The 25,141-nt window shown below is 74.9% G+C and carries 17 protein-coding genes, 3 pseudogenes and 1 riboswitch; of the genes and pseudogenes, 7 read left to right on the forward strand and 13 right to left on the reverse strand.

Annotated elements, in window-relative coordinates:
- Nucleotides 1-137: 137 nt before the first annotated feature.
- Together LUW75_RS04095 and LUW75_RS04100 are read right to left on the reverse strand one after the other, a co-directional pair.
- The gene (locus LUW75_RS04095) at nucleotides 138-1,376 is read right to left on the reverse strand and encodes a sensor histidine kinase (RefSeq protein ID WP_250334417.1); all 1,239 of its coding nucleotides are present in this window, start codon (nucleotides 1,374-1,376) and stop codon (nucleotides 138-140) included.
- Nucleotides 1,377-1,379: 3 nt separating this feature from the next.
- Nucleotides 1,380-2,033: a response regulator transcription factor gene (locus LUW75_RS04100; RefSeq protein ID WP_250334418.1), complete on the reverse strand. Its 654-nt coding sequence runs from the start codon at nucleotides 2,031-2,033 to the stop codon at nucleotides 1,380-1,382.
- A gap of 334 nt (nucleotides 2,034-2,367) precedes the next feature.
- Here LUW75_RS04100 and LUW75_RS04105 point away from each other — a divergent pair, with 334 nt between their 5' ends.
- The gene (locus LUW75_RS04105; protein WP_168438248.1) at nucleotides 2,368-2,541 is read left to right on the forward strand and encodes a hypothetical protein; all 174 of its coding nucleotides are present in this window, start codon (nucleotides 2,368-2,370) and stop codon (nucleotides 2,539-2,541) included.
- A 112-nt stretch (nucleotides 2,542-2,653) separates the two neighbouring features.
- On the opposite strand, the gene LUW75_RS04110 is transcribed toward LUW75_RS04105, so the two are convergent.
- Nucleotides 2,654-3,481: an inositol monophosphatase family protein gene (locus tag LUW75_RS04110; protein ID WP_250334419.1), complete on the reverse strand. Its 828-nt coding sequence runs from the start codon at nucleotides 3,479-3,481 to the stop codon at nucleotides 2,654-2,656.
- 9 nt (nucleotides 3,482-3,490) lie between these two features.
- Nucleotides 3,491-4,600 carry a ferrochelatase gene (locus tag LUW75_RS04115; RefSeq protein WP_250337534.1) on the reverse strand — a complete coding sequence of 370 codons (1,110 nt, stop codon included), beginning with the start codon at nucleotides 4,598-4,600 and terminating at the stop codon, nucleotides 3,491-3,493.
- Between the two features lie 155 nt (nucleotides 4,601-4,755).
- Between LUW75_RS04115 and LUW75_RS04120 the strand changes: the two genes are divergently transcribed.
- The 3 genes from LUW75_RS04120 to sepH all read left to right on the forward strand — a co-directional run bounded on the left by LUW75_RS04120 (nucleotide 4,756) and on the right by sepH (nucleotide 8,793).
- Entirely contained in the window at nucleotides 4,756-6,042 is a 1,287-nt protein-coding gene (locus LUW75_RS04120) for an MFS transporter (RefSeq protein WP_250334420.1), read from the forward strand.
- Nucleotides 5,963-7,321: a D-arabinono-1,4-lactone oxidase gene (locus tag LUW75_RS04125; RefSeq protein ID WP_250334421.1), complete on the forward strand. Its 1,359-nt coding sequence runs from the start codon at nucleotides 5,963-5,965 to the stop codon at nucleotides 7,319-7,321. Before LUW75_RS04120 ends, LUW75_RS04125 begins: the two co-directional genes overlap by 80 nt.
- 425 nt (nucleotides 7,322-7,746) lie before the next feature.
- Nucleotides 7,747-8,793, forward strand: coding sequence for a septation protein SepH (sepH, locus tag LUW75_RS04130; RefSeq protein WP_250334422.1), 1,047 nt, complete (start codon nucleotides 7,747-7,749; stop codon nucleotides 8,791-8,793).
- Nucleotides 8,794-9,086: 293 nt separating this feature from the next.
- Here sepH and LUW75_RS04135 read toward each other — a convergent pair.
- A pseudogene (locus LUW75_RS04135) lies at nucleotides 9,087-9,949 on the reverse strand (sulfurtransferase).
- Nucleotides 9,950-10,183: 234 nt separating this feature from the next.
- On the opposite strand from LUW75_RS04135, the gene LUW75_RS04140 reads away from it, so the two are divergent.
- Nucleotides 10,184-10,957, forward strand: coding sequence for a VOC family protein (locus LUW75_RS04140; protein WP_250334423.1), 774 nt, complete (start codon nucleotides 10,184-10,186; stop codon nucleotides 10,955-10,957).
- A gap of 40 nt (nucleotides 10,958-10,997) precedes the next feature.
- On the opposite strand, the gene LUW75_RS04145 is transcribed toward LUW75_RS04140, so the two are convergent.
- The 4 genes and pseudogenes from LUW75_RS04145 to LUW75_RS04160 all read right to left on the reverse strand — a co-directional run bounded on the left by LUW75_RS04145 (nucleotide 10,998) and on the right by LUW75_RS04160 (nucleotide 16,509).
- Nucleotides 10,998-11,648: a thymidine kinase gene (locus LUW75_RS04145; RefSeq protein WP_250334424.1), complete on the reverse strand. Its 651-nt coding sequence runs from the start codon at nucleotides 11,646-11,648 to the stop codon at nucleotides 10,998-11,000.
- A gap of 60 nt (nucleotides 11,649-11,708) precedes the next feature.
- Complete coding sequence (locus tag LUW75_RS04150) at nucleotides 11,709-12,914, reverse strand: alkaline phosphatase family protein (protein WP_250334425.1); 1,206 nt, start codon at nucleotides 12,912-12,914, stop codon at nucleotides 11,709-11,711.
- Nucleotides 12,914-13,499: pseudogene (locus LUW75_RS04155) on the reverse strand (DUF5998 family protein). Before LUW75_RS04155 ends, LUW75_RS04150 begins: the two are co-directional and overlap by 1 nt.
- Nucleotides 13,500-13,556: 57 nt before the next feature.
- Nucleotides 13,557-16,509 (reverse strand): annotated as a pseudogene (locus tag LUW75_RS04160) (bifunctional acetate--CoA ligase family protein/GNAT family N-acetyltransferase).
- A gap of 85 nt (nucleotides 16,510-16,594) precedes the next feature.
- Between LUW75_RS04160 and LUW75_RS04165 the strand changes: the two are divergent.
- On the forward strand, nucleotides 16,595-16,876 hold the full coding sequence (locus LUW75_RS04165) for an HPr family phosphocarrier protein (protein WP_250334426.1): 282 nt from the start codon (nucleotides 16,595-16,597) through the stop codon (nucleotides 16,874-16,876).
- Nucleotides 16,877-17,083: 207 nt separating this feature from the next.
- Here LUW75_RS04165 and LUW75_RS04170 read toward each other — a convergent pair whose 3' ends face one another.
- The 3 genes from LUW75_RS04170 to LUW75_RS04180 all read right to left on the reverse strand — a co-directional run bounded on the left by LUW75_RS04170 (nucleotide 17,084) and on the right by LUW75_RS04180 (nucleotide 20,968).
- On the reverse strand, nucleotides 17,084-17,854 hold the full coding sequence (locus LUW75_RS04170; RefSeq protein ID WP_250334427.1) for a M23 family metallopeptidase: 771 nt from the start codon (nucleotides 17,852-17,854) through the stop codon (nucleotides 17,084-17,086).
- Between the two features lie 13 nt (nucleotides 17,855-17,867).
- Nucleotides 17,868-18,030, reverse strand: a riboswitch (cyclic di-AMP (ydaO/yuaA leader).
- Between the two features lie 194 nt (nucleotides 18,031-18,224).
- Nucleotides 18,225-19,592 carry a M16 family metallopeptidase gene (locus LUW75_RS04175; protein WP_250337535.1) on the reverse strand — a complete coding sequence of 456 codons (1,368 nt, stop codon included), beginning with the start codon at nucleotides 19,590-19,592 and terminating at the stop codon, nucleotides 18,225-18,227.
- Between the two features lie 26 nt (nucleotides 19,593-19,618).
- On the reverse strand, nucleotides 19,619-20,968 hold the full coding sequence (locus LUW75_RS04180; RefSeq protein ID WP_250337536.1) for a M16 family metallopeptidase: 1,350 nt from the start codon (nucleotides 20,966-20,968) through the stop codon (nucleotides 19,619-19,621).
- A 186-nt stretch (nucleotides 20,969-21,154) separates the two neighbouring features.
- On the opposite strand from LUW75_RS04180, the gene LUW75_RS04185 reads away from it, so the two are divergent.
- On the forward strand, nucleotides 21,155-23,608 hold the full coding sequence (locus LUW75_RS04185; protein ID WP_250334428.1) for a DNA gyrase/topoisomerase IV subunit A: 2,454 nt from the start codon (nucleotides 21,155-21,157) through the stop codon (nucleotides 23,606-23,608).
- 48 nt (nucleotides 23,609-23,656) lie between these two features.
- On the opposite strand, the gene LUW75_RS04190 is transcribed toward LUW75_RS04185, so the two are convergent.
- Nucleotides 23,657-24,808, reverse strand: coding sequence for a CobW family GTP-binding protein (locus LUW75_RS04190; RefSeq protein ID WP_250334429.1), 1,152 nt, complete (start codon nucleotides 24,806-24,808; stop codon nucleotides 23,657-23,659).
- Nucleotides 24,809-25,141 lie beyond the last annotated feature (333 nt).

Here is a 25,141-nt window from a genome sequence, read left to right on the forward strand (position 1 = left end):
TTTTCCCGGGCCAAATCCCATCACATGGGGTGAGCGACCGCAGGGGGGCGCCTGTGATCGATCACACAGCGCACCGGGGCGGCGCGCCTCGGGCAATTCCGCGTACAGCGAACACGGGGAGTGCGCCGAGCGGTGGGTCAGCGCGGCAGGGTGACCCGCATGACGAGTCCGCCGCCCTGCGCGGGGACGGCCGTGATCCTTCCGCCGTGGGCGCGCGCCACCGACCGGACGATCGACAGGCCGAGCCCGACGCCCCGGTCGCTGCCGGTCCGCTCCTCCCGCAGCCGCCGGAAGGGCTCGAAGAGGTTGTCGATCTCGTACGCCGGGACCACCGGCCCGGTGTTCGAGACCACCAGCACCGCCTGGCCGCCCTCGACGGCCGTCGAGACCTCCACCCAGCCGTCCTCGGGGACGTTGTAGCGGACGGCGTTCTGGACGAGGTTCAGGGCGATGCGCTCCAGGAGCACGCCGTTGCCCTGGACGACGGCCGGGGCGCGCTCGCCGCGGATCTCCACGCCCTTCGCCTCGGCCTCCCCGCGCACCTGGTCGATGGCGCGGGACGCCACCTCGGCGATGTCGACGGGCCTGCGCTCCACGATCTGGTTCTCGCTGCGGGCCAGCAGCAGCAGTCCCTCCACGAGCTGCTCGCTGCGCTCGTTGGTGGCCAGCAGCGCCTTGCCGAGCTCCCGCATCTCCACGGGGGCGCCGGGGTCGGAGAGGTGGACCTCCAGGAGGGTGCGGTTGATCGCCAGCGGGGTGCGCAGCTCGTGGGAGGCGTTGGCGACGAAGCGCTGCTGGGCGGTGAAGGCCCGTTCCAGCCGGCCCAGCATCTCGTCGAAGGTGTCCGCCAGCTCCTTCAGCTCGTCGTCCGGTCCGGCCAGCTTGATGCGGCGGCTCAGGTCCGATCCGGCCACCTGGCGGGCGGTGCGGGTGATCCGGCCCAGCGGGGACAGCACCCGGCCCGCCATGGCGTAGCCGAAGGCGAACGCGATCACGCTGAGCCCCAGCAGGGCGAAGAGCGAGCGCCGCAGCAGGTCGTCCAGGGCGAGGTCGCGCTGGTGCTGCAGGCAGGCGGCCATGGCGTCGTTGAACTGGTCGGGCGTCACTCCCTCCGCGGGCAGCCGGCACCAGTCGAAGTTCGGCTCCACCTCGCCCTTCAGCAGCCTGAAGGGCAGGTCGTCGGTGCTGATGTAGAGGGCCTGCCGGGTGAGCAGGTAGATGATCGACAGCAGCAGGACCCCGGCGATCAGGAACATGCCGCCGTAGAGCAGGGTGAGCCGTATCCGGATCGTCGGCCGCAGCAGGGGGCGGGCCGGGATCCGGGGGTCCCAGGTCGGTTTGGGGGGCGCCGCGTACGGCGCGGGTGCGTCCGCCACGGCTCAGATCCGGTAGCCGGAGCCGGGCACGGTGATGATGACCGGCGGCTCGCCGAGCTTGCGGCGGAGGGTCATGACCGTGACGCGGACGACGTTGGTGAAGGGGTCGGTGTTCTCGTCCCACGCCTTCTCCAGGAGCTGCTCGGCGGAGACGACGGCGCCCTCGCTGCGCATCAGCACCTCCAGCACGGCGAACTCCTTCGGGGCGAGCTGGACCTGCCGGCCGTCGCGGGACACCTCCCGGCGGTTGGGGTCGAGCCTGATCCCGGCCCGCTCCAGGACGGGCGGCAGCGGTACGGTCGTCCGCCGTCCCAGCGCGCGGACGCGGGCGGTCAGCTCGCTGAACGCGAACGGCTTGGGCAGGTAGTCGTCGGCCCCCAGCTCCAGCCCCTCGACGCGGTCGCTGACGTCACCGGAGGCGGTGAGCATCAGCACCCGGGTCGGCACGCCCAGCTCGACGATCCTGCGGCAGACGTCGTCCCCGTGGACGAGGGGCAGGTCCCGGTCGAGGACGACGACGTCGTAGTCGTTGACGTCGACGCGCTCCAGGGCGGCGGCCCCGTCGTACACGACGTCCACGGCCATGGCCTCCCGGCGCAGTCCGGTGGCCACCGCATCGGCGAGCAGCTGCTCGTCCTCGACGACGAGTACGCGCACGGCGCTGTTCCTTCCTCCGAGCCCGGATCCGGGCGGATCCCGGACACCGGCGGGAGTGCCGGTGCCCCGGCCATCCTGCCCCTTACACCCGTAAACCGGCTGTAAGGCGGCCGGTGCCCGGAGCCGCGGGACGGCCGGTGCCGGACGGGTTCGGGGCACCGCCCGGTCCCGGAGGTTTCCGCGGCGCCGCCCCTGGGGAGGACGACTGCACACCCGGGGTCACGCTCCGTGGGTGTCATGCCGTGGGCCGTTCCGTCCCCAGAGGCGCCGTGCGTGGCCCGAATCCACCCCCGGCACACCCCCGTGCCGCCGACCCACGACGAGGGGGCGCACCATGGACGCTTTCACCGCGGGACTGCTGCAGCGCATAAGGACGGCGGAGACCGGCCTGACACGGGCCCGGGAGAGCGGAGACGACTTCCTGGCCGACGTCGAGCAGGCGGAGCTGGAGGACCTCCGCCGCCTGGCGGCGGAACACGGCGTGGAGGTCTCCGCCGTCTCCGCCTGACGACCCGACCGCGGGGCCCCGGGAGGCTTCCCGGGGCCCCGCGCGTGCGCGGCCGGGTGCGGCGGACTGGAGCGGGCGCCCGGGCGGGCGCCGGACACTCCGCGGTCCCCGGTCAGTCGTGCCAGGCGCCGAAGTCCTCCAGGAGGGCCTGCAGCGGCTCGAAGACGCCCGGTACGGCCGCCACCGTGAGGTCGTCGGTCGCGGGCCCGCCGGGGCGGCCGCCGGTCAGGGCGCCCGCCTCGCGGGCGACGAGCACCCCCGCCGCCCGGTCCCAGGGGCGCAGCCCCCGCTCGTAGTAGCCGTCCAGCCGGCCGGCGGCCACGTCGGCCAGGTCGACGGCGGCCGAGCCGCTCCGGCGGATGTCCCGCACCAGGGGCAGCAGCCGGCGGGCCACCTCCGCCTGGTGGGCGCGGACCGTCGTGACGTAGTTGAACCCGGTCGACACGAGGGCCTGGTCCAGCGGCGGGGCCGGGCGGCAGCCCAGCCGCCGCTCCCCCAGGCGGGCGCCCCCGCCCCGCACGGCCCGGAACGTCTCCCCGCGCATGGGGATCTCCACGACGCCGACGAGCGCCTCGCCGTCCCGCTCGGCGGCGACGGACACCGCCCACGTCGGCAGGCCGTACAGGTAGTTCACCGTGCCGTCCAGTGGGTCGACGACCCAGCGGATGCCGCTGGTGCCCTCCGCGGCGCCGCCCTCCTCGCCGAGCAGGCCGTCGTGCGGGCGGTGCTCCGCCAGGTGCTCGGCGATCAGCTTCTCGGCGGCGAGGTCCATCTCGGTGACCACGTCGATGGGGCTGGACTTGGTCGCGGCGACGCCCAGGTCGGCCGGACGGCCGTCGCGCAGCAGGGCGCCCGCGCGGCGCGCGGCTTCCAGGGCGACGGACAGGAGCTCGTCCAGCAGCGGGCCGTCGGCCGGCTCGGGGGGCAGCGGATCGGTCACGGGGCCTCCTCAGGCGTAGGGGCTGTCGGCGCCGGCCGCGGCGGGCCGCCGCGTGCGGGCGGGGCAGCAGCCGACGGGGCACAGGTCGTGCGAGGGCCCCAGCTCGCCGAGGGCGCAGCGCTCGACGGCGGCCCGCTCCAGGAGCAGGTCCCGGACGGCGGCGGCGAAGCGCGGGTCGGCGCCCACGGTGGCCGAGCGGCGCACCGGCAGGCCCAGCTCGGCGGCTTTCGCGGTGGCCTCGGTGTCCAGGTCGTACAGGACCTCCATGTGGTCCGAGACGAAGCCGATGGGCACCATGACGACGGCCGGGACGCCCGCCCCGTGCAGCTCCTCCAGGTGGTCGCAGACGTCCGGCTCCAGCCACGGGACGTGCGGGGCGCCGCTGCGGGACTGGTACACGAGCCGCCAGGGGTGGTCGACGCCGGTGCGCTCCCGGACGGCGGCGGCGACGAGGCGGGCCGCGTCGAGGTGCTGCCTGACGTAGGCGCCGCCGTCGCCGTGGCCCTCGGCCGGGCCGGAGGCGTCGGCTGCGGAGGTGGGGATCGAGTGCGTGGTGAAGGCGAGGTGGGCGCCGGGGCGGACCGCCTCGTCCAGCTCGGCGAGCGAGCGCAGGACCCCCTCGGCCACGGGTTCGACGAAGCCGGGGTGGTTGAAGTAGTGCCGCAGCTTGTCGACCCTCGGCAGGGGCAGGCCCTCGGCCTCCAGCGCGGCGAGGGCGTCGGCGAGGTTCTCGCGGTACTGGCGGCAGCCGGAGTACGAGGCGTAGGCGCTGGTGGCGAGGACGGCGACGCGGCGCCGCCCGTCGCGGACCATCCGGCGGAGCGTGTCGGCCAGGTACGGCGTCCAGTTGCGGTTGCCCCAGTAGACCGGCAGGTCGAGGCCGGCGGCCGAGAAGTCCGCGCGGAGCGCGGCGAGCAGTTCCCGGCACTGGTCGTTGATGGGGCTGACGCCGCCGAACAGGAAGTAGTGCTGCCCGACCTCCTCGAGGCGCTCCCTGGGGATGCCCCGGCCCCGCGTCACGTTCTCCAGGAACGGGACCACGTCCTCGGGCCCCTCCGGGCCGCCGAAGGAGAGCAGCAGCAGGGCGTCGTACGGAGCCGGGTCACACTGGTCGGACACACGCTGATCGGGCATGGCCCCGATCCTGCCACCCGCCGCCGGCGGCGGGGAAACCGCGGTGCGCGCTCCCCCGTCCGGCCGTAACCTGTCAAGACCGTCCACACGCCTTACCCCGTCGGCCGTCCCCGCCGGCCGTCCCCGCCCCGGAGTGCTCCTTGCCCAGTCCCTATCGCGCGATCTTCGCCGCCCCCGGTGCCCTGGGGTTCTCCGCCGCCGGTCTCGTCGGCCGGATGCCCCTGGCCATGACGGGCGTGGGCGTCCTGACGATGGTCACGGAGCTGTCGGGCCGGTACGGGCTCGCGGGCCTGCTGACCGGCACGCTGGCGCTGTCCGCCGCGGTGCTGGGCCCCCAGGTGTCCCGGCTGGTCGACCGGTACGGGCAGCGTCGCGTGCTGCGGCCGGCGACGCTGGTGTCCGTGACGGCCGTCGGCGCGCTGGTGCTCTGCGCGCGGTGGGGGCTGCCGGACTGGACGCTGTTCCTGTGCACGCTGGCCGCGGGCTGCGTGCCGAGCGTCGGCGCGATGACCCGTGCGCGGTGGGCGGAGATCTACCGGGGCAGGCCCCGGGAGCTGCACACGGCGTACTCGCTGGAGTCCATCGTCGACGAGCTGTGCTTCATCCTGGGCCCGCCCCTGTCGATCGGCCTGTCGACGCTCTGGTTCCCGGCGGCGGGTCTGCTGCTGTCCGCGGTGTTCCTGCTGGTGGGCGTGGAGTGGCTGACCGCGCAGCGGGCCACGGAGCCGGTGCCCCACCCGCCGGAGAAGCACGGAGGGGCGCGTACGAGCGCGCTGCGCTCCCCCGGCCTGCGGGTCCTGGTGGTGGCGTTCGTCGCGACGGGGGCGATCTTCGGCGCGGTCGACGTGGTGACCGTGGCGTTCGCCGAGGAGCAGGGCCACAAGACGGCGTCGAGCCTGGTGCTCGCGGTGTACGCGGGCGGTTCGTGCCTGGCGGGCGCCGTGTTCGGGGCGCTGCGGCCGAAGGGCCCGCCCGCCCGCCGCTGGGTGGTGGGCGTGCTCGCGATGGCCGTGAGCACGATCCCCCTCCAGCTGGCCGGGAGCCTCCCGGCGCTGGCCGCCGCCCTCTTCGTCGCGGGCCTCGCCATCGCGCCCACCATGGTGACCACCATGGCCCTGGTGGAGGCGCACGTACCGCGCGGCCAGCTCACCGAGGGCATGACCTGGACGGGGACCGGGCTCGCGGTGGGCGTGGCGCTGGGCACGTCGATCTCGGGCGGGGTGGTCGCCGCGCACGGGGCGGACGCGGGATACCTGGTACCGGGGGTGGCGGGGGTGCTGGCGGCCGTGGTGGCATTCCTGGGACACCACCGGCTGAGCCGGCCGGTCCCGACGCGGGAGGGACAGCGTGCGCAACAGGAATCGGAGCGGTTCGAGCGGTCTCGGCAGGAGGAGCGACCGGAGCGGGACGACCGGCACCTGGCGTAACTGGGCGGGGAACGTCTCCGTCCGGCCCGCGCGGGAGGCGCGCCCGGCGTCCGTGGGGGAGCTGGCGGACGCGGTGAGGACCGCCGCCGCCGACGGCCTGCGGGTCAAGACGGTGGGGACGGGCCACTCGTTCACGTCGATAGCCGCGACGGACGGACTGCTGATCCGCCCCGACCTGCTCACCGGGATCCGGCGGATCGACCGGGCCGCGATGACCGTGACCGTGGAGTCGGGCACGCCGCTGAAGCACCTGAACGCGGCGCTGGCCCGGGCGGGCCTGTCGCTCGCCAACATGGGCGACGTCACCGAGCAGACGGCCGCGGGCGCGATCAGCACCGGGACGCACGGGACGGGCCGGGAGTCGGCCTCGATCGCCGCGCAGGTCCGGGAACTGGAGCTGGTGACGGCGGACGGCCGGGTGACGACCTGCTCCGGTCGGGAGGACCCGGAGGTCTTCGCGGCCGCCCGGGTCGGACTGGGCGCGCTGGGCGTCGTCTCGGCGGTCACCTTCGCGGTGGAGCCTCTGTTCCTGCTCACCGCGCGCGAGGAGCCGATGGGCTTCGACCGCGTGACGGCCGAGTTCGAGCAGCTGCACGCGGAGAACGAGCACTTCGAGTTCTACTGGTTCCCCCACACGGGCAACTGCACCACCAAGCGGAACAACCGCAGTCAGGGCCCCGCCGCCCCGCTGGGCCCGGTGAGCGGCTGGTTCGAGGACGAATTCCTGTCCAACGGCGTGTTCCGGGTGGCCGGTTCGTTCGGGCGGGCCCTGCCCGCGGCCGTCCCCGCGATCGCTCGGATCTCCAGCCGGGCGCTGTCGGCGCGGACGTACACGGACGTCCCGTACAAGGTCTTCACCAGCCCGCGCCGGGTGCGCTTCATGGAGATGGAGTACGCCGTCCCGCGGGAGGCGGCGGTGGCCGCCCTGCGCGAGCTGAAGGCGACGGTGGACCGCTCGCCGCTGCGGGTGGGCTTCCCGGTGGAGGTGCGTACGGCGCCGGCCGACGACATCACGCTGTCGACGGCGTCGGGCCGGGACACGGCGTACATCGCGGTCCACATGTACCGGGGGACCCCCTATCGGGCGTACTTCACGGCGGCGGAGCGGATCATGACGGCGCACGGGGGCCGGCCCCACTGGGGAAAGGTGCACACGCGCGACGCGGCGTACCTGGCCGGGACGTACCCCCGGTTCGGGGAGTTCACGGCGCTGCGCGACCGGCTGGATCCCGACCGTCTCTTCGGCAACCCCTACCTGCGGCGGGTGCTCGGCGACTGACGCCCCGTACGACGCCGTCCCCGGGGCCCGAGACCGGCCCCCTTCCGGGCCGGCTCCCCTCCCGGTACGCTCCGGAACCGGTCGTGACGGGGCGTCGGCCACCGGGCACCGCGAGAACTTCGACGGCGTGCCGCTCCACCGACATGGCCCGAATGGAGTACTGTGGCGAGCCCTGGGCACCGGTCCCTTACGGCTGCCCGGGATCAACGGGAGGGGCCGAAAATGGCACTCGATCCGGCGGCGCCGCCATACCGCACGGGGGCTCGCGACGGAGTGTGACAGACCAGTCACGCCGAGTCGTGGAATGCGTTACCGTGCCATGACGGCGTCACAGGGCCCAGGCCCGACACGCCGGTCAACTCGGCAAGGTTGTGGCAGGCTGCACCCGGGCAGGCCACACTCGACTAGCGGAAGCAGCGACGCACGTGACGTCGGCAGGCACCACCCGGGAGGTCCCCATGCCCGAACTGCGTGTCGTGGCCGTCTCCAACGACGGCACACGACTGGTGCTGAAGGCTGCGGACAACACGGAGTACACGCTTCCGATCGACGAGCGGCTGCGCGCCGCCGTCCGCAACGACCGGCCCCGCCTCGGCCAGATCGAGATCGAGGTGGAGAGCCACCTGCGGCCCCGGGACATCCAGGCGCGGATACGGGCCGGTGCCTCCGCCGAGGAGGTCGCGCAGCTCGCGGGCATCTCCGTCGAGCGGGTCCGCCGCTTCGAGGGCCCCGTCCTCGCGGAGCGCGCCTTCATGGCGGAGCGGGCCCGGAAGACCCCCGTCCGCCGCCCCGGTGAGACCGCCGGTCCGCAGCTCGGCGAGGCGGTGCAGGAGCGCCTGCTGCTGCGCGGCGCCGAGAAGGACACCGCGGCGTGGGACTCCTGGCGCCGCGACGACGGCACGTGGGAGGTGCTGCTCGTCTACCGGGTCGCCGGCGAGGTGCACACGGCGAGCTGGACGTACGACCCGCCGCGGCGGCTCGTCCAGGCGGTGGACGCGGAGGCCCGCGCGCTGATCGGCGAGACCGACGACTCCCTGGCCGTCGCGGAGCCCAGCTTCCCGTTCGTCCCGCGCATCGCGCGGCTGCCGCGCGAGCGGCCCGCGCCGCCCGCGCCGAGCGCCGAGACCGCGGAGGAGTCCGAGCGGGACTCCCTGACCAGTCTCCTGGAGGCGGTGCCCAACTTCCGCGGGGACATGGTCGTGCCCGACCGGCCGACCGGGACGGAAGGAACGGCGGCCGAGCCCGAGGACGAGCCGGACGTGGAGGAGCCGCCGGCCCCCGCCGCGTCGGCCGGCGCCGGCTCGGCGTACGCGGACGTCCTGATGCCCCGCTCGGTGAGCGGCCACCGTGACCGTCTGATCGGCACGACGGACCGTCAGGCGGAGGCCGACGGCGTCCGCCCGGGCCGCCGGGCGGCGGTTCCGAGCTGGGACGAGATCGTCTTCGGGACGCGCCGCAAGAAGCAGGAGTAGCGGGACCCGCGCCGCCCGGGGTCCGCCGGGCCGCACGCCCCGGGGGTCGGCCGCCGCCGGGCGCGGTCGTACGCCCTCAGCCGGGGCGCGCCAGGTACGGCCCGGGCGGGGGCGTGCCGGGGGCGGGCGCCCCGGGGCCACCGTCGCCGTCGCCGGGGTCACCCACGGCGGCGACAGGGGCGTCGCCCTGCTCCGGCGCCCGGGCTTCGCACCGGTGGCCCGGTTCGAGGAGTGCACCCGCTTCCGCCTCCGCCCCGGCCGGTGGTCCGCGGCGGAGGTCGCGCGGCTCCGGGTCAGCCCCGGTCCGGGCCCGTGGCCACCGGACGGGACGGGTCCCGGGTCCACTCCGACCAGGAGCCGACGTACAGCGCCGCCCGGACGCCCGCCGCCTCCAGGGCCAGGACCTCGTGGGCCGCCGAGACGCCGGAGCCGCAGTAGACCCCCACCTCGGAGGCGTCCAGCGCGCCCAGTGCCCCGAACCGCGCCGCCAGCGCCTCCGGCGGCAGGAAGCGGCCGTCCCCGGCGACGTTCTCCGTGGTCGGGGCCGACACGGCGCCCGGGATGTGCCCGGCGACCGGGTCGATCGGCTCCACCTCGCCCCGGTACCGCTCCCCCGCCCGCGCGTCCAACAGCAGCCCGGTGCGGGCCAGCGCCGCGGCCCCCTCCGCGTCCAGCAGCGGCATCCCGCCCGGCACGGGGACGAAGTCGCCCGGCACGGGCGCCGGCACCGTCGTCGACAGCCCGCCCCGCCACGCGGGGAGCCCGCCGTCCAGGACCCGCACGTCGGTGTGGCCCGCCCAGCGCAGCAGCCACCAGGCCCGCGCCGCCGCCCAGCCGGAGCCGCCGTCGTACACGACCACCCGCGACCCGGAGGACACCCCGGCCGCGCGCATCGCCGCGCCGAACACGTCGAGGTCCGGCAGCGGGTGGCGGCCCCCTCCCCGGGCGCGCCGGCCAGCTCGGCGTCGAGGTCCACGTACACGGCGCCGGGGATGTGCCCCGCCTCGTACACGGGGCGCCCGGGCGGGCCGCCCAGCTCGTAGCGGACGTCCAGCAGGACGAGGCCGGGTCCGCCGGGTGCCGGGGACGCCGTCTCGGCCGCGAGGTCCGCGGCGGAGACCAGAGGGTGCGAGTCGGTGCTCGTATCGCGCTTCATACCCGCCATCCTCGCGTAGGAACGGCCCCTGCCGGGAGGAGTCACGGCGGAAAGCACGGATGGGAGTCGGATTTTCGGGCATCCTCCTGCCGGATCGCGCCAAACCACGGCGCGGCCGGGGCGCACCGCCCGGTTCGCGGTGCCAGCATCTGACGAGGCGTGAAGCCGCTGCGCCGACGCACTCCGTGCCCGGACCCCGCACGGCCACGACGATGGTCCGAGGAGAGTGTGACGATGACCGAGGCGACTCGGCGCGAGCCGGGTACCCCCTGCTGGGTGAGCTTGATGGTGCGGGGCCTTGACGCGACGGAGGAGTTCTACGGAGAGCTGTTCGGGTGGGAGTTCCGGCCCGGCCCGCCGGAGCTCGGCCCGTACGTGCGGGCCCTGCTCGACGGGCGGGAGGTGGCGGGGATCGGCCGGCTGCCCGTCGACCGCGGCCTGCCGGGCGCCTGGACGGCGTACCTGGCCTCCGACGACGCCGACCGCACCGCCGAGTCGGTCCGCTGCAGCGGCGGGACGGTGGCCGTGGGACCGCTGGACGCCGGTGACGCCGGGCGGCTCGCGATCTGCTCCGACCCGTGCGGTGCGGTCTTCGGGGTGTGGCAGGCGGCCGCGTTCCCCGGCACCTCGGTGCCGGGCGTACCCGGTGCACCGGTGTGGAACGAACTGCTGACGTACGAGTCCGAGCAGGTCGTGAAGTTCTACCGGACGGTCTTCGGCTACGGGACCGGCCCGTCGGCCTCCGCCGGCCAGGACCGCGCGGTCCTCCTCGTGGAGGGGCGGCCCGCGGTGTCGGTGCGGGGGGTGGGCGCCGCCCTGCCGCGCAGTCGGGGCGCGCACTGGACGACCTGGTTCGAGGTGACCGATCCGGACGCGTCCGCGCGGCGGGTCGAGGAGCTCGGCGGGCGGACGCTGCGCCCGCCGCAGGACGGGCCGGAGGGGCGGAGGGCGGTGGTGGCGGATCCGGAGGGCGCCGTCTTCACGGTCGTGCGGTCGACCGGGCGCTGACGGGCGGCGGCGCGGGACGGGCTGCGGCAGGACCCGGCGGTCAGGCCGAGGTGACCGGCAGGACGTCGGGGGACAGCACGCCCGCCCGGGCCGAGGCGGCGGTCGTCCGGCGGAGGTGGTGGCGACGGCACAGGACCTCGTAACCGACCTCCCCGGCCGGGTGGCCGACGTCGCCGACGACCACCTGGGCGCCCTCGACCACCATCTCCCCGCCCACCGTGCGGGCGTTGTGCGTCGCCCGGGCGCCGCACCAGCACAGGGCCTCCACCTGGAGGGTCTCGATCCGGTCGGCCAGTTCGATCAGCCGCTGCGAACCGGGGAAGAGCCTGGTGCGGAAGTCGGTGGTGATGCCGAAGGCGAAGACGTCGATCCCCAGGTCGTCCACGACGCGCGCCAGCTGGTCGATCTGGTCCGGTGCGAGGAACTGCGCCTCGTCGACGATCACGTAGTCGGCCTTGCCGCCCGCGGACAGCCGGTCGACCAGGAACCCGTACACGTCCATATCCCCGGTGACCTCCACCGCCTCCCTGACCAGGCCGAGCCGCGAGGACAGCCTGCCCTGCCCGGCCCGGTCGTCCCGCGTGAAGACGACGCCCTGGAGCCCCCGGGCCGAGCGGTTGTGCTCGATCTGGAGCGCCAGGGTGCTCTTTCCGCAGTCCATGGTCCCGGAGAAGAACACGAGTTCGGACATGGGGAAGTGACGACCTTTCGGGCCTGCGGTACGGGGGCGGGGCGCGACGCGGGCGACGCGCTACGTGCGGATCTCCAGCAGCGGGACGAGCTGTTCGGCCGCGGTCATCGAGCCGTGCATCCCCGCCATCGCCGACTCGTGCGGCTCGGCGAGGGACGCCGTCAGCGCCACGTCGTCGTGCGCGGCGGCGACCACGTCGCCGATCCGGCCGTGGACCCGCTCCTCGACGCGCGGCCCGAACCAGCCCGCCTCGACGGCCTCCTCGCGCCCCGCGACCCAGAAGCGGTCGCCCAGCACCTCGCGCCAGCAGGCCAGTACGTCGTTCTCGGCGCCCGGCACCGCGTACACGTGGCGGGCGCGGCCCTCGCCGCCCAACAGGGCGACGCCGGCGCGCAGCTCCCAGTCCTCGTCGAAGTCGATGCGGGACTCCTCGTCGAACGGGATGTCCACCATGCCGTGGTCCGCCGTGACGTACAGCGCGGAGCGCGCCGGGAGCTGCTCGGCGAGGCGCTGGACGAGCCGGTCGGCGTGGACCAGCTGATCGCGCCAGGCGTCGGAGTCCACCCCGAAGCGGTGGCCCGCGCCGTCGACCTCGCTGTAGTACGTGTAGACGAGCGCGCGGTCGGCACCGGCCAGCTGACGGGCGGTGAAGTCCATCCGGTCCTCGCCGGAGAGCCGCCCGTGGAACGTGCCGCCGCTGAGCGCGACCTTCGTGAGCGGGGTGTCCTCGAACGCCGGGGACGACACCTGGGCCGTGTGCACGCCCGCCGCGTCGGCCAGCCGGAAGACCGTCGGGTACGGCTGCCAGACGTGCGGTGGGGTCCAGGGGCGCCAGCGCAGCTGGTTCATCAGCTCGCCCGTGTCCGGGTCGCGCACCGTGTACCCGGTGAGCCCGTGGGCGCCGGGCGGCAGGCCCGTGCCGACCGAGGCGAGGGAGGTCGCGGTCGTGGCGGGGAAGCCGGCCGTGAGGGGGCGGCCCGTGCCGCCCCGCGAGGAGCCGAGGAGGGAGGTGAGGAACGGGGCCTCCGCCGGATGCGCCCTCACCTGCTCCCAGCCGAGCCCGTCGATCAGGAAGACGCAGACCCGGTCGGCCGGCGCGAGCTCGGCGATGCGGGGTTCGAAGTCCGGTACGCCCAGCCCCGCCGCCAGCGTCGGCAGCAGGTCGGCGAGGGAGCCGGAGCCGTACGCCGGTACGGGTGCGGTGTCGAGGGACAGCGGCACCGGCTCGTCGGGCCAGGCGGAGGCGGTGGTCGTCGGCTGGGCCATCAGAGCGTGGCCACGGTGGCTTCGGAGAGGGCCTGGGCGAAGTGGAGGGCCTGGCGGACCGTCTCCGGTCCGTCGCCGGCCTCGCTGACGCGCAGGCTCAGGTCGTCCGCGGTGGAGTTGCCCGTGTAGCCGTGGTCGGCGTCGCAGTTCGGGTCGCCGCAGGCGGCGGGCTCCAGGTCGATCCGGGAGACGGCGCCCCAGCCGACCGTGAGGACGATCTCGCGGGGGGAGCGTGCCGGGCCGGTACGACTCCGGGTTCGCGACGACGCGGCTGACGACGACCGACGAGATCCGGCCGAGCTTCACGGACTCGGTGGACGTGGTCGCGTACGGCGTCGGGGAGGTCGTGTCGGCGCTCTGCTCGTCGGTGTGGCTGACGATGAAGCGCGTCGCCGTGAGCACGAGGACCGTGACGTGGCGCCGGACCTCGTTGGCGTCGAAGGTGGTCTCCTGGTGGACGAGGTACGACGCGATCGGCTCCCCGCCGACGGCGGCCTCCACCGCCTCGGCCACGAGGGCCGGGTAGTAGCCGCTGCGCTCGATCGCCGCGCGCAGCTCCTGGGTCGTCGTACCGGTCTTCGCCATGGACTCCATCCTACGGTGCCCCCGGGGCGCCGATGACGGCTGTGGAGGGCGCCCCGCTCAGTAGCCGGGCAGGCGGCGGGGGCCGAGGTCGGTGCGGGCGGGAGGCGGGGCCAGCCGCACGGACGCGCCCAGGACGGTGAGGCCCCGGGGGGCGACGACGACCGGTTCCAGCGTGACGGAGACGACCTCCGGATGGTCGTCGACCAGGCGCGACACGCGTAGCAGCAGCTCCTCCAGGGCGGCCGTGTCGACGGGCGCGGAGCCCCGCCAGCCGAACAGCAGCGGGGCGCTGCGGAGGGAGCGGATCTGCCCGGCGACGTCGCGGTCGGTGGCCGGGACGAGGCGGTGCGCCGTGTCGCCGAGCAGCTCGGACGGGGCTCCGGCGAGGCCGAAGGAGAGGACGGCGCCGACCGCCGGGTCGATCGCGGCGCGGACGACGGTGTCGACGCCGCGCGGCGCCATGGTCTGGACGACCGGCCCGAGTTCGGCCGGCCCGCCGAGCGCCTCGGCCAGCTCGGCGTAGGCGGTGCGCAGCTGCTCCTCGGTGGCCAGGTCGAGCCGTACGGCGCCGAGGTCGGGACGGTGGCGCAGGTGGGGCGCGGTGGTCTTGAGGGCGACCGGGTAGCCGAGGCGGGCGGCGGCGCGCACGGCGGTGTCGGGATCGGGCGCGGGCAGGGTGGGCCGTACGGGGACGCCGTAGCGGGCGAGCAGGTCGCGGGCGGCGTCCGGGGCGAGGGCGACGGCGTGCTCCCGCGTGCCGTCCGGGGCGGGGGTGGGGGCGTGCTCCCGCGCGCCGTCCGCGTCGAGGAGCCGCCGGATGAGGGCGGCGGCCCCGCTCTCGTCGATGTCCTCGTACTCGGGCACCCGGCCCGGGTCGGCGGCCTCGCGGCGCCACTCGGCGTACCTGACGGCCTCGGCCAGCGCCCGCACGGCCCGCTCGGCGGCGGGGTAGGCGGGGATGCTCCCGCCGGCGGCGCCGGGGGGACCGTCGGCGGACGCCTCGGGGACCGGGCCAGCCCCCCGGCGGCGGAGCGGGCGGCGCACCGGACGGCGGGGCGGCGGCCGCGGCCCGCCCGCACGGCGGCCGGTCCGCCGTGCCCGGCGCCCGCGCGGTGCCGGCGGGACCGGCCGGGGGCTCCGGGGCGGGGGCCGTGCCGGTCGCGGCCGCCAGGGCGCCCAGCTCGACGTGGACGACCACGACCGGCTTCGCCGGGGCGCAGGCGCCGGCCGTGCGCAGGGCGTCCGCCAGCGCCTCGCCCTCACCGGCCGGTTCCACCGTCCCCTGCGGGCCGACCCACGGGATCGCGGTGACGACCACCGCGTCGCACGCGTCGTCGCGCAGGGCTCCGGCGAGCGCGGCCCGGAAGTCGTCGGGCGTGGCGGCGGTCGTCAGGTCGCGGGGCGGCAGCGGCCGCAGGCCCTCGGTGAGGCAGGCGTCGTACGCGAGGAGGCCCAGCGACTCGGAGTTGCCGAGGATCGCGACGCGCGGCCCGCGGGGCAGGGGCTGCCCGGCGAGCAGCAGGCCCGCGTCGACGAGCTCGGTGACCGTGTCGACGCGGATGACCCCGGCCTGGCGGAGCAGCGCGGACACCGTCGTGTGCGGGATGCGGGTGGTGGGCACCGCGTGGCCGGGGGGCGCGCTGCCGCTGTGCCGGGCGCCCTTGACGACGACGACCGGTTTGACGGCGGCGGTGCGGCGGGCGAGCCGGGTGAACTTGCGGGGGTTGCCGATCGACTCCAGGTAGAGCAGGGCCACGTCGGTGCCGGGGTCCTCGTACCAGTACTGGAGGATGTCGTTGCCGGAGACGTCGGCCCGGTTGCCGGCCGAGACGAAGGACGACACGCCGGCGCCGCGCCGGTGGAGTCCGGACAGGAGGGCGATGCCGATCGCGCCCGACTGGGTGAACAGCCCGATGCGCCCGGCGGTGGGCAGCCGCGGGGCGGGAGAGGCGTTGAGCCGTACGCCGTCCGCGGTGTTGATCACGCCGAAGGCGCCGGGGCCGATGACGCGCATCCCGTGGGAACGGGCCTGCCGCACCAGTTCCCGCTGGCGCTCCCGGCCGGCTGGGCCGCTCTCGGCGTAGCCTGCGGACAGGACGACGAGCCCGCGCACACCGTGCTCGCCGCAGTCCGCGACGGCTTCCGGGACGCGCTCGGCGGGCACGGCGACGACGGCCAGGTCGACGGGCTCGCCGATCTCGCCGACGGAGCGGTACGCGGGGACGCCGTCCAAGGCGGTCCGCCCCTCGGGCAGGGCGTGGTTCACGGCGTACGCGCGGCCCGTGAACCCGGCGTCGACGAGACCGCGCAGGACGGTGCGGCCGACGCCGCCGGGGGCGCGGCCCGCGCCGACGACGGCGACGGAGCCGGGGGTGAGGAGCCGCTGCACGGACCGGGCCTCGGCGCGCTGCTCGCGGGCGCGCTGGACGGCGAGGGATCGGTCGGTGGGCTCCAGGTCGAGGTGGAGGCGGACGGCACCGTCCCCGAAGCTGCGCCTCTGGGTGTACCCGGCGTCCGTGAAGACCTTGATCATCCTGGTGTTGGCGGGCAGCACCTCCGCGGCGAACCGCCGGATGCCGCGCTCGCGGGCGACGGCGGCGATGTGCTCCAGCAGGACGGAGGCGACGCCGCGGCCCTGGTGGGCGTCCTGGACGAGGAAGGCCACCTCGGCCTCGTCGGCGGGGGCGCCGGCGGGGCGGCCCGCGGCGTCGATCCGGTCGTAGCGGACGGTCGCGATGAACTCACCGCCGACCGTCGCGGCCAGACCCACCCGGTCCACGTGGTCGTGGTGGGTGAAATGGTGCACGTCCCTGGCGGAGAGCCGAGGATAAGGTGCGAAGAACCGGTAGTACTTCGACTCGTCTGAGACCTGCCCGTAAAAGCTGACCAGGCGCTCGGCGTCGTCCGCGGTGATCGGCCTGATCCGCGCGGTGCCGCCGTCGCGCAGCACCACGTCGGCCTCCCAGTGGTCGGGGTACGGGTGCGCCGACTGGTCGGACGGGTTCGGCATGGGCCCAGGGTACGGCGCCGTCCCGGTACTCCGCCGGGCGTGAGAGTCTGGTCTAGACAACTACTAGCACGTGAAGGGCAACACCATGGCTGAGCGCCGCGTCAACGTCGGTTGGGCCGAGGGTCTGCACGCCCGCCCCGCCTCCATCTTCGTCCGCGCCGCCACGGCCTCCGGCGTCCCCGTGACGATCGCCAGGGCCGGCGGCGCCCCGGTCAACGCCGCGTCGGTGCTCGCCGTGCTCGGCCTGGGCGCGCGGGGCGGCGAGGAGATCGTCCTCGCCTCCGAGGCCGAGGACGCGGACGCGGTGCTGGACCGCCTGGCGAAGCTGGTCGCCGAGGGTCTCGAGGAGCTCCCCGAGACCGTCTGACCGCGGCTCCGCTCCCCCGGCCCGGCGGAGCGGCGCCTCGCGGATCGGGGGCGCCGCTCCGCCGCGCCCGCGCGAGGCACCGCTCCCGGGGCGCCCCGGGGTTCCGGGGCCGGCGGGCGGCGGGCGGCGCGGGAGGCTCCGGCCCGGTGGCGCGGGAGGCCCCGCTCCGGCGGCCGGCCGGGCGGGGCCTCGGTGGAGCGGTGCGGGTCAGACGCTGACGCCGCGCGCCCGGAGGTAGGAGACCGGGTCGATGTCGGAGCCGTACTCGCTGGAAGTGCGGGCCTCGAAGTGCAGGTGGGGGCCCGTGGAGTTGCCGGTCGAGCCGGAGACGCCGATCTGCTGGCCCGGCATGACCGTCTGGCCGACGGAGACACCGACCGAGGCGAGGTGGGCGTACTGCGTGTAGGTGCCGTCCTGCATGCGGATCACCACGTTGTTGCCGTAGGCGCCGCCCCAGCCGGCCTCGACGACCGTGCCCAGGCCCACGGAGACGACGGTGGAGCCGTACGGGGCGTGGAAGTCGACGCCCGAGTGGCTGCCGGAGGACCACAGCGAGCCGCCCACCCGGTAGGCGGTGGAGACGTACGAGCCGGCCACCGGGAGCTGGAAGGAGTCGAGGCGCTTACGCTCGGCCTCGCGGTCGGCGCGCTCCTGGGCATCGCGGGCGGCCCGGAAGCGGACCTCGGCCTGGCGCTCGGCGGCCGCCTCGGCCTCCGCCTGGCGCTCGGCCGCCTCGGCGGCCAGCTCCTGCGCGGCGGCCTGGTCCTCGACCTCGTCGGCCAGCTCGTAACCGGTGATGGCCTGGTTGAGGCCGGTGTCCTCCAGGGAGGCGTGCTCCGCGTCGGCGGCGAACGCCGGGGAGGCCAGGGTGCCGATGACGCCGGAGGTGGCGAGGGCGGCGGCGCCCGCGGCCTGGGCACTCCTGCGGCTCATGCGGCTCGGGGCACGGTGCTTCCCGGTGGAACGGGTGAACGCCATGGAGTGGACGTGTCCTTTCCTTCCCTCTCGCCTACCGGGTTAGCTGACGGGTTCGGAGCAGGAAGGTCTCCTACGGACCCCTCCGCACGGTGGCGAAGGCGCCCGATTCACCCCAGGGGACGTGGGTCCCCGGCTCCCCGGGCTCGCGCCTGACGGGGATTCGGCGATCGCTGCCCGGTGCCGCGGGTGCGGCGGGTACACGGGCGGACAGCGGCTAAGACGCTAAGCGGCTGATCTTTCGATCACCAAACGAATGCGGCTTTTTGTAGCGCACGCCACAGAGCAGAAACCCAGCCTCTCCAATAAAACGGGCATAACCGCGCGAGAGCGGAACCCCGGCCTCCGAGAGGCCGGGGTTCCGCTCCGTCAGTCAGCCGGCGACCACGGTCACTTCGCCGACGCCCAGCGCCTCCACCGGCGCCTTGATCCGGGCCGCGTCCCCCACGAGGACGGTGACCAGGCGGTCCGGCGGGAAGGCGTTGACGACGGCCGCCGTCGCCTCCACCGTGCCCGTGGAGTCCAGGCGCCGGTACAGCCGTGCCTGGAAGTCGTCCGGCAGGTGCTGCTCGACCTGCTCGGCGAGGGTGTCGGCGACGGACGCCGCGGTCTCGTACCTGAGCGGGGCCACGCCGACCAGGTTGTGCACGGCGGCGTCGCGTTCGGCGTCGGTGAGCCCTTCCGCCGCGAGGGTGCGCAGCACCTTCCACAGGTCGTCCAGCGCGGGACCGGTGTTGGGCGTGTCGACGGAGCCGCTGATGGCGAGCATCGCCGCGCCCGTGCCGTCGGGCAGGGACCGCAGGACCTGCCCGAAGGCCCGCACGCCGTACGTGTAGCCCTTCTCCTCGCGCAGGACGCGGTCGAGACGGGAGGTGAGCGTGCCGCCCAGGCAGTACGTGCCGACGACCTGCGCGGGCCACACGCTGTCGTGCCGGTCGGGCCCGACGCGGCCGATGAGCAGCTGCGTCTGCACGGCGCCCGGCCGGTCCACGATGACGACGCGTCCGGTGTCGTCGGCCGTGACGGGGGACGCGGCGCGCGGGCGGGGCGCGTCGCCGGTCCACTCGCCGAGCGTGTCGCGGAGGAGCGCGTCGAGGTCGACGCCGGTCAGGTCGCCGACCACGACCGCGGTGGCCGACGCGGGACGGACGTGGGCCTCGTAGAAGGCCCGTACGGCCGCGGCGTCGATCCGGGCGACGGTCTCCTCCGTGCCCTGACGGGGCCGGGACACGCGCGAGGAGGCCGGGAACAGCTCGGCGGAGAGCTGCTTGGCCGCGCGGCGGCCCGGGTTGGCCGTCTCGTGCGGGATCTCGTCGAGCCGGTTGCGGACGAGGCGGCCGACCTCGTCGTCGGAGAAGGCCGGTGCCCGCAGCGCGTCGGAGAGCAGGCCGAGGGCCTTGTGCAGCCGGGACGCGGGCACTTCCAGGGAGACCCGCACGGCGGGGTGGTCCGCGTGCGCGTTCAGGGTGGCGCCGCACCGCTCCAGCTCGGCGGCGAACTCCTCGGCGGTGTGCTTGTCGGTGCCCTCGGACAGGGCGCGCGCCATGATGGTGGCGACGCCGTCGAGGCCCTCGGGCTCGGCCTCCAGCGGGGCTTCGAGGACGATCTCGACGGCGACGACCCGCTGACCGGGACGGTGGCAGCGCAGCACCGTGAGGCCGTTGCCGAGCCGGCCGCGCTCGGGTGCCGGGAAGGCCCACACGCGCGGCGTGCCCGGCTCCGGCCGCGGGTGGAACTCCATGGTGGTCAGAGACACGGCAGCGTCGCTCACTGGTCCGCCCCCTCTTCCTCGTCGCTGTCGGTCCGGTCGCCGTCGTCGGCCTTGGTGGGTTCGTAGACGAGGACGGCGCGGTTGTCCGGGCGCAGCCGCCGGGCGGCGACCTCGCGCACCTCGTCGGCGGTGACGTCCAGGATCCGCTGGACGGCGGTGAGGGCGAGCTGCGGGTCGCCGAAGAGGACGGCGAAGCGGCACAGCTCGTCGGCGCGGCCCGCGACCGTGCCCAGCCGGTCCAGCCACTCGCGCTCCAGCTGGGCCTGGGCGCGCTCCATCTCCTCGGCGGTGGGGCCCTCGGCGGCGAACCGGGCCAGCTCCTCGTCGACGGCGGCCTCGATGTCGGGCACCTCCACGCCGGCGGAGGCCTTCACGTCCAGCCAGGCCAGCGAGGGCGCCCCGGCCAGCCGCAGCAGCCCGAGGCTGGCGGCGACGGCGGTGCGGTCGCGCCGGACCAGGCGGTTGTGCAGCCGGGACGACTCGCCGCCGCCGAGGACGGTCAGGGCGACGTCGGCGGCGTCGCACGCGCGCGTGCCGTCGGACGGGAGGCGGTAGGCGGCCATCAGCGCGCGGGCCGGGACGTCCTCCTCGACGACCTCGCGGAGCTGCTCGCCGATGACGTCCGGGAGCGTCCCGTCCCGCGGCGCGGGCTTGCCGTCGTGGGGCGGGATGGAGCCGAAGTACTTCTCGACCCAGGCGAGCGTCTGCTCGGGGTCGATGTCGCCGACGACGGACAGGACGGCGTTGTTCGGGGCGTAGTACGTGCGGAAGAAGTCCCGGGCGTCCTCCAGCGTGGCCGCGTCCAGGTCCGCCATGGAGCCGATCGGCGTGTGGTGGTAGGGGTGCCCGTCCGGGAAGGCGAGGGCGGTCAGCCTCTCGAACGCCGTGCCGTACGGCATGTTGTCGTAGCGCTGGCGGCGCTCGTTCTTGACGACGTCCCGCTGGTTCTCCATCGACTCGTCGTCGAGGGCGGTGAGCAGGGACCCCATGCGGTCGGCCTCCAGCCAGAGGGCGAGCTCCAGCTGGTGGGCGGGCATGGTCTCGAAGTAGTTGGTGCGCTCGAAGCTCGTGGTGCCGTTGAGGGAGCCGCCGGCGCCCTGCACCAGCTCGAAGTGGCCGTTCCCCTCGACCTGCGCGGAGCCCTGGAACATCAGGTGCTCGAAGAGGTGGGCGAGGCCGGTTCGGCCCTTGACCTCGTGGCGGGAGCCGACGTCGTACCAGAGGCACACCGCGGCGACCGGGGCCAGGTGGTCCTCCGAGAGCACCACGCGCAGGCCGTTGGCCAGCCGGTGCTCGGTCGCTGTCAGGCCGCCGGAGCCGGCCTCGGCCGTGGCCGTGTGACCCATGGGCATGTACGTCCCTTCGATCGCTTCGTGAAAACTGTTGCCACTGTATGCAAGCGCACCGGCGCCCTGCGAAGTTCCCGACAACCTGCGGCGTCCCTCTTCCGGGTCGCGGTCGGTCCTGTCAGTGGGACGGTCCACAATGGTCGGCGTCAGATCAACCCTGTTGGTGAAGGAGCCGCAGCAGCGATGGCCCGCCGCAGCACTAAGACCGCGCCGCCCGACGACTTCGAGGAGCGGATCCTCGACATCGACGTCGTCGACGAGATGCAGGGCTCCTTCCTCGAGTACGCGTACTCGGTGATCTACTCCCGCGCCCTGCCCGACGCGCGGGACGGCCTGAAACCGGTGCACCGCCGGATCGTCTACCAGATGAACGAGATGGGCCTGCGCCCCGAGCGCGGGTTCGTCAAGTGCGCCCGCGTCGTCGGCGAGGTGATGGGCAAGCTCCACCCGCACGGCGACGCCTCGATCTACGACGCGCTGGTGCGCATGGCGCAGCCCTTCTCGATGCGCCTTCCGCTGGTCGACGGCCACGGCAACTTCGGCTCGCTCGGCAACGACGACCCGCCGGCCGCCATGCGGTACACGGAGTGCCGGATGGCCGACGCGACGTCCCTGATGACGGAGTCGATCGACGAGGACACCGTCGACTTCGTGCCCAACTACGACGGGCAGGAGCGCGAGCCCGCCGCCCTCCCCGCCGCCTTCCCGAACCTGCTGGTGAACGGCGCCTCGGGCATCGCGGTCGGCATGGCCACCAACATGCCCCCGCACAACCTGGGCGAGGTGATCGCGGCCGCCCGGCACCTGATCAGGCACCCGGGCGCCGACCTCGAGACGCTCATGCGGTTCGTCCCCGGGCCGGACCTGCCGACCGGCGGCAGGATCGTCGGACTGTCCGGGATCAGGGACGCCTACGAGTCCGGCCGCGGCACGTTCAAAATCCGTGCGACGGCGACGGTGGAGAACGTGACGGCGCGCCGCAAGGGCCTGGTCGTCACGGAGCTGCCGTTCGCGGTCGGGCCCGAGAAGGTCATCGCCAAGATCAAGGACCTGGTCGGCGCGAAGAAGCTCCAGGGCATCGCGGACGTCAAGGACCTCACGGACCGGGAGCACGGGCTGCGCCTGGTCATCGAGGTCAAGAACGGCTTCGTGCCCGAGGCGGTGCTGGAGCAGCTGTACAGGCTGACGCCGATGGAGGAGTCCTTCGGCATCAACAACGTGGCGCTGGTCGACGGCCAGCCGGTCACGCTGGGCCTGAAGGAGCTGCTGGAGGTCTACCTCGACCACCGCTTCGAGGTGGTCCGGCGGCGCAGCGAGTTCCGGCGCGGCAGGAAGCGGGATCGGCTGCACCTGGTGGAGGGCCTGCTGGTGGCCCTCGTCGACATCGACGAGGTGATCCGGCTGATCCGGTCGAGTGAGAACTCCGCGCAGGCCAGGGAGCGGCTGATCGAGCGGTTCTCGCTGAGCGACGTCCAGACCCAGTACATCCTGGACACCCCGCTGCGGCGGCTCACCAAGTTCGACCGGCTGGAGCTGGAGGGCGAGCGGGACCGCCTCAGCAGCGAGATCGAGGCGCTGACGAGGATCCTGGACTCCGACGCCGAGCTGCGCCGCCTCGTGTCGTCCGAGCTGGCCGCGGTGGCGAAGAAGTTCGGCACCGAGCGGCGCACGGTGCTGCTGGAGTCGGCCGGTTCCGCGGCCGCCGCGGTGCCGCTGGAGGTCGCCGACGACCCGTGCCGGGTGCTGCTGTCCTCGACGGGGCTGCTGGCCCGTACGGCGGGCGGCGAGCCGCTGCCGGAGAGCGGCGGCAAGCGCGTCAAACACGACGTGATCGTGTCGGCGGTGGCGGCGACCCAGCGCGGCACGGTCGGCGCGGTCACGTCCGCGGGGCGGCTGCTGCGCGTCCCGGTGATCGACCTGCCGCAGCTGCCGGACACGGCGTCGGCGCCGAACCTCTCGGGCGGGGCGCCCCTGTCGGAGTTCCTGACGCTGGAGAAGGACGAGAGGGTCGTCTGCCTGACGACGCTCGACGAGTCGTCGCCGGGTCTCGCGCTGGGCACGCTGCAGGGCGTGGTGAAGCGGGTGGTGCCCGACTACCCGGCCAACAAGGACGAGCTGGAGGTGATCACGCTGAAGGAGGGCGACCGGATCGTCGGCGCGGCGGAGCTGCGGACGGGCGAGGAGGACCTGGTCTTCATCACGTCCGACGCCCAGCTGCTGCGTTATCCGGCCTCCCAGGTGCGGCCGCAGGGCCGCCCGGCGGGCGGTGTGGCGGGCGTCAAGCTGGCGGCGGGCGCCGAGGTGGTCTCGTTCACCGCCGTCGATCCGGCGTCCGACGCGGTCGTGTTCACGGTCGCGGGCGCCACGGGCCAGCTGGACGCCTCGGTCGGTACGTCGGCGAAGCTGACGCCCTTCGACCAGTACCCCCGCAAGGGCCGGGCCACGGGAGGGGTGCGCTGCCACCGGTTCCTGAAGGGCGAGGACGTGCTGGTGCTGGCCTGGGCGGGCGGCGCGCCGGCCGTGGCGGCCCAGAGGAACGGCATGCCGGTCGAGCTGCCGGACCCGGACCCGCGCCGGGACGGGTCGGGAACGCCGCTGGTCAAGCCGGTGGCGGCGCTGGCGGGCCCGCCCGCGTGACCGCCGGGGCGTGACGGGCGGGCGCGCCGGTGGGCGTGCCGCCGCGCGTCAGGCGCGGTCGGCCGCTCCACCGTACGCGCCGGTGCCGTACGGGTCGCTGCCGTACGCCGCCGTTCCGTGGCCGGGGGCCGGTTCGGCCTCCGGCGGTTCGGCCTCCGCCCGGGGCTCGGGGACGTACCGCAGGACGCCCCACAGGGCGTGGGCCTCCGGAGCGTCGTGCGGACCCGTCACCCGGCATCCGTCCAGCGCCCGGCGCAGGGCCCCGCCGTCCGTGCCCGAGCCGATGAGGACGAGCCGGGTGAGCCGCTCCTCACCGGGCGGCCAGGGCTCCGGGTAGAAGCGCAGGAACCGGCCGACGGCGTGCACGGAGTACCGGTTGCCCGGGTCCGCGTCGCCGAAGTCGACGAACCCCTTGATCCGGTACAGCCCTTCGGGCCGCGAGTCGAGGAAGTCCATGAGGCGGCGCGGGTGGAGGGGCTCCCCGGTGGTGAACGACACGGTCTCGTAGGCGGCGTGCGGGTGGTCGCGGTGGTCGCGCTCGTACGCGTCGGCGTACAGGTCCTCGAAGGACAGCTGCCGGGATCCGGCCGGATCGCCGGTGCGGGCGGCGCGGTCGAACAGCAGCTCCGGGTCGACGCGCCCGTACGCCGCCGTGACCACCGCGGCGCGGCCCGCGAGATCCGCGACGGCGCCCCGTACGCGCCGCAGCTCGTCCTCCGGGACGCGGTCGGCCTTGTTGACGACGACGAGGTCGGCGATGCCGAGGTGCCGGTCCGTCTCGGGGTGGCGGGCGCGCGTCGCGTCGAACTCGGCGGCGTCGACGACCTCGACGAGACCGCCGTACACGACCCGCTCGCTGTCGCTGGCGAGGATCATCCGCACCAGCTCCTGCGGTTCCGCCAGGCCGCTGGCCTCGATGACGATGACGTCGAGCCGGGCCGAGGGGCGGGTGAGGACCTCCAGGTACGTGTCGAGTTCGCTCGCGTCGACGGCGCAGCACAGGCAGCCGTTGCCGAGGGACACCGTCGAACCGACCTGGCCGGCGACGGTCATGGCGTCGATCTCGATGGACCCGAAGTCGTTGACCAGCACGCCGACGCGGGTACCGCGGGCGGTGCGCAGGAGGTGGTTGAGCAGGGTGGTCTTGCCGGAACCGAGGAATCCCGCGAGGACGACGACGGGAATCTGCTGCGCGCTCAAGAGGCACCTTTCTCACCGGGCGGCCGAAGATCGGGACCCCTCAGGATAGGCGGGGGCGCACGCCGCTTCCGGCCACGAGGCCGGTCCCCGCCGCTTCCGTCCCCGGCGGCCCGCGCCTCCGTCGCCACGGCGGCCGCTCCCGCTCTCGCTCTCGCTCTCGCGACGGCGGCCTTCCCGTACGGCCTGCGCTCCCGCCTTCGGCGGCCACGGTCGCGCCCTCGGCGGTGCCGCCTCCCCGGACGGTCCGCGCTTCCGCTCCCGGCCCCCGGCGGCCCGCGCTTGCGCCCTCGGCGGTCGCGGTCGCGCCCGGGTCGGCCGGGACCGGTGCCCCCG

The organism is Streptomyces sp. MRC013 (assembly GCF_023614235.1).
Lineage (GTDB): Bacteria > Actinomycetota > Actinomycetes > Streptomycetales > Streptomycetaceae > Streptomyces.

What these genes read in the sequence shown, in the direction of transcription:
- LUW75_RS04105 (WP_168438248.1), top strand. Translation starts at nt 2,368, where the DNA reads ATGGACGCTTTCACCGCGGGACTGCTGCAGCGCATAAGGACGGCGGAG.
- LUW75_RS04140 (WP_250334423.1), top strand. Translation starts at nt 10,184, where the DNA reads ATGACCGAGGCGACTCGGCGCGAGCCGGGTACCCCCTGCTGGGTGAGC.
- LUW75_RS04145 (WP_250334424.1), bottom strand. Translation starts at nt 11,648, where the DNA reads ATGTCCGAACTCGTGTTCTTCTCCGGGACCATGGACTGCGGAAAGAGC.
- LUW75_RS04150 (WP_250334425.1), bottom strand. Translation starts at nt 12,914, where the DNA reads ATGGCCCAGCCGACGACCACCGCCTCCGCCTGGCCCGACGAGCCGGTG.
- LUW75_RS04165 (WP_250334426.1), top strand. Translation starts at nt 16,595, where the DNA reads ATGGCTGAGCGCCGCGTCAACGTCGGTTGGGCCGAGGGTCTGCACGCC.
- LUW75_RS04170 (WP_250334427.1), bottom strand. Translation starts at nt 17,854, where the DNA reads ATGGCGTTCACCCGTTCCACCGGGAAGCACCGTGCCCCGAGCCGCATG.
- LUW75_RS04175 (WP_250337535.1), bottom strand. Translation starts at nt 19,592, where the DNA reads ATGGAGTTCCACCCGCGGCCGGAGCCGGGCACGCCGCGCGTGTGGGCC.
- LUW75_RS04180 (WP_250337536.1), bottom strand. Translation starts at nt 20,968, where the DNA reads ATGGGTCACACGGCCACGGCCGAGGCCGGCTCCGGCGGCCTGACAGCG.
- LUW75_RS04185 (WP_250334428.1), top strand. Translation starts at nt 21,155, where the DNA reads ATGGCCCGCCGCAGCACTAAGACCGCGCCGCCCGACGACTTCGAGGAG.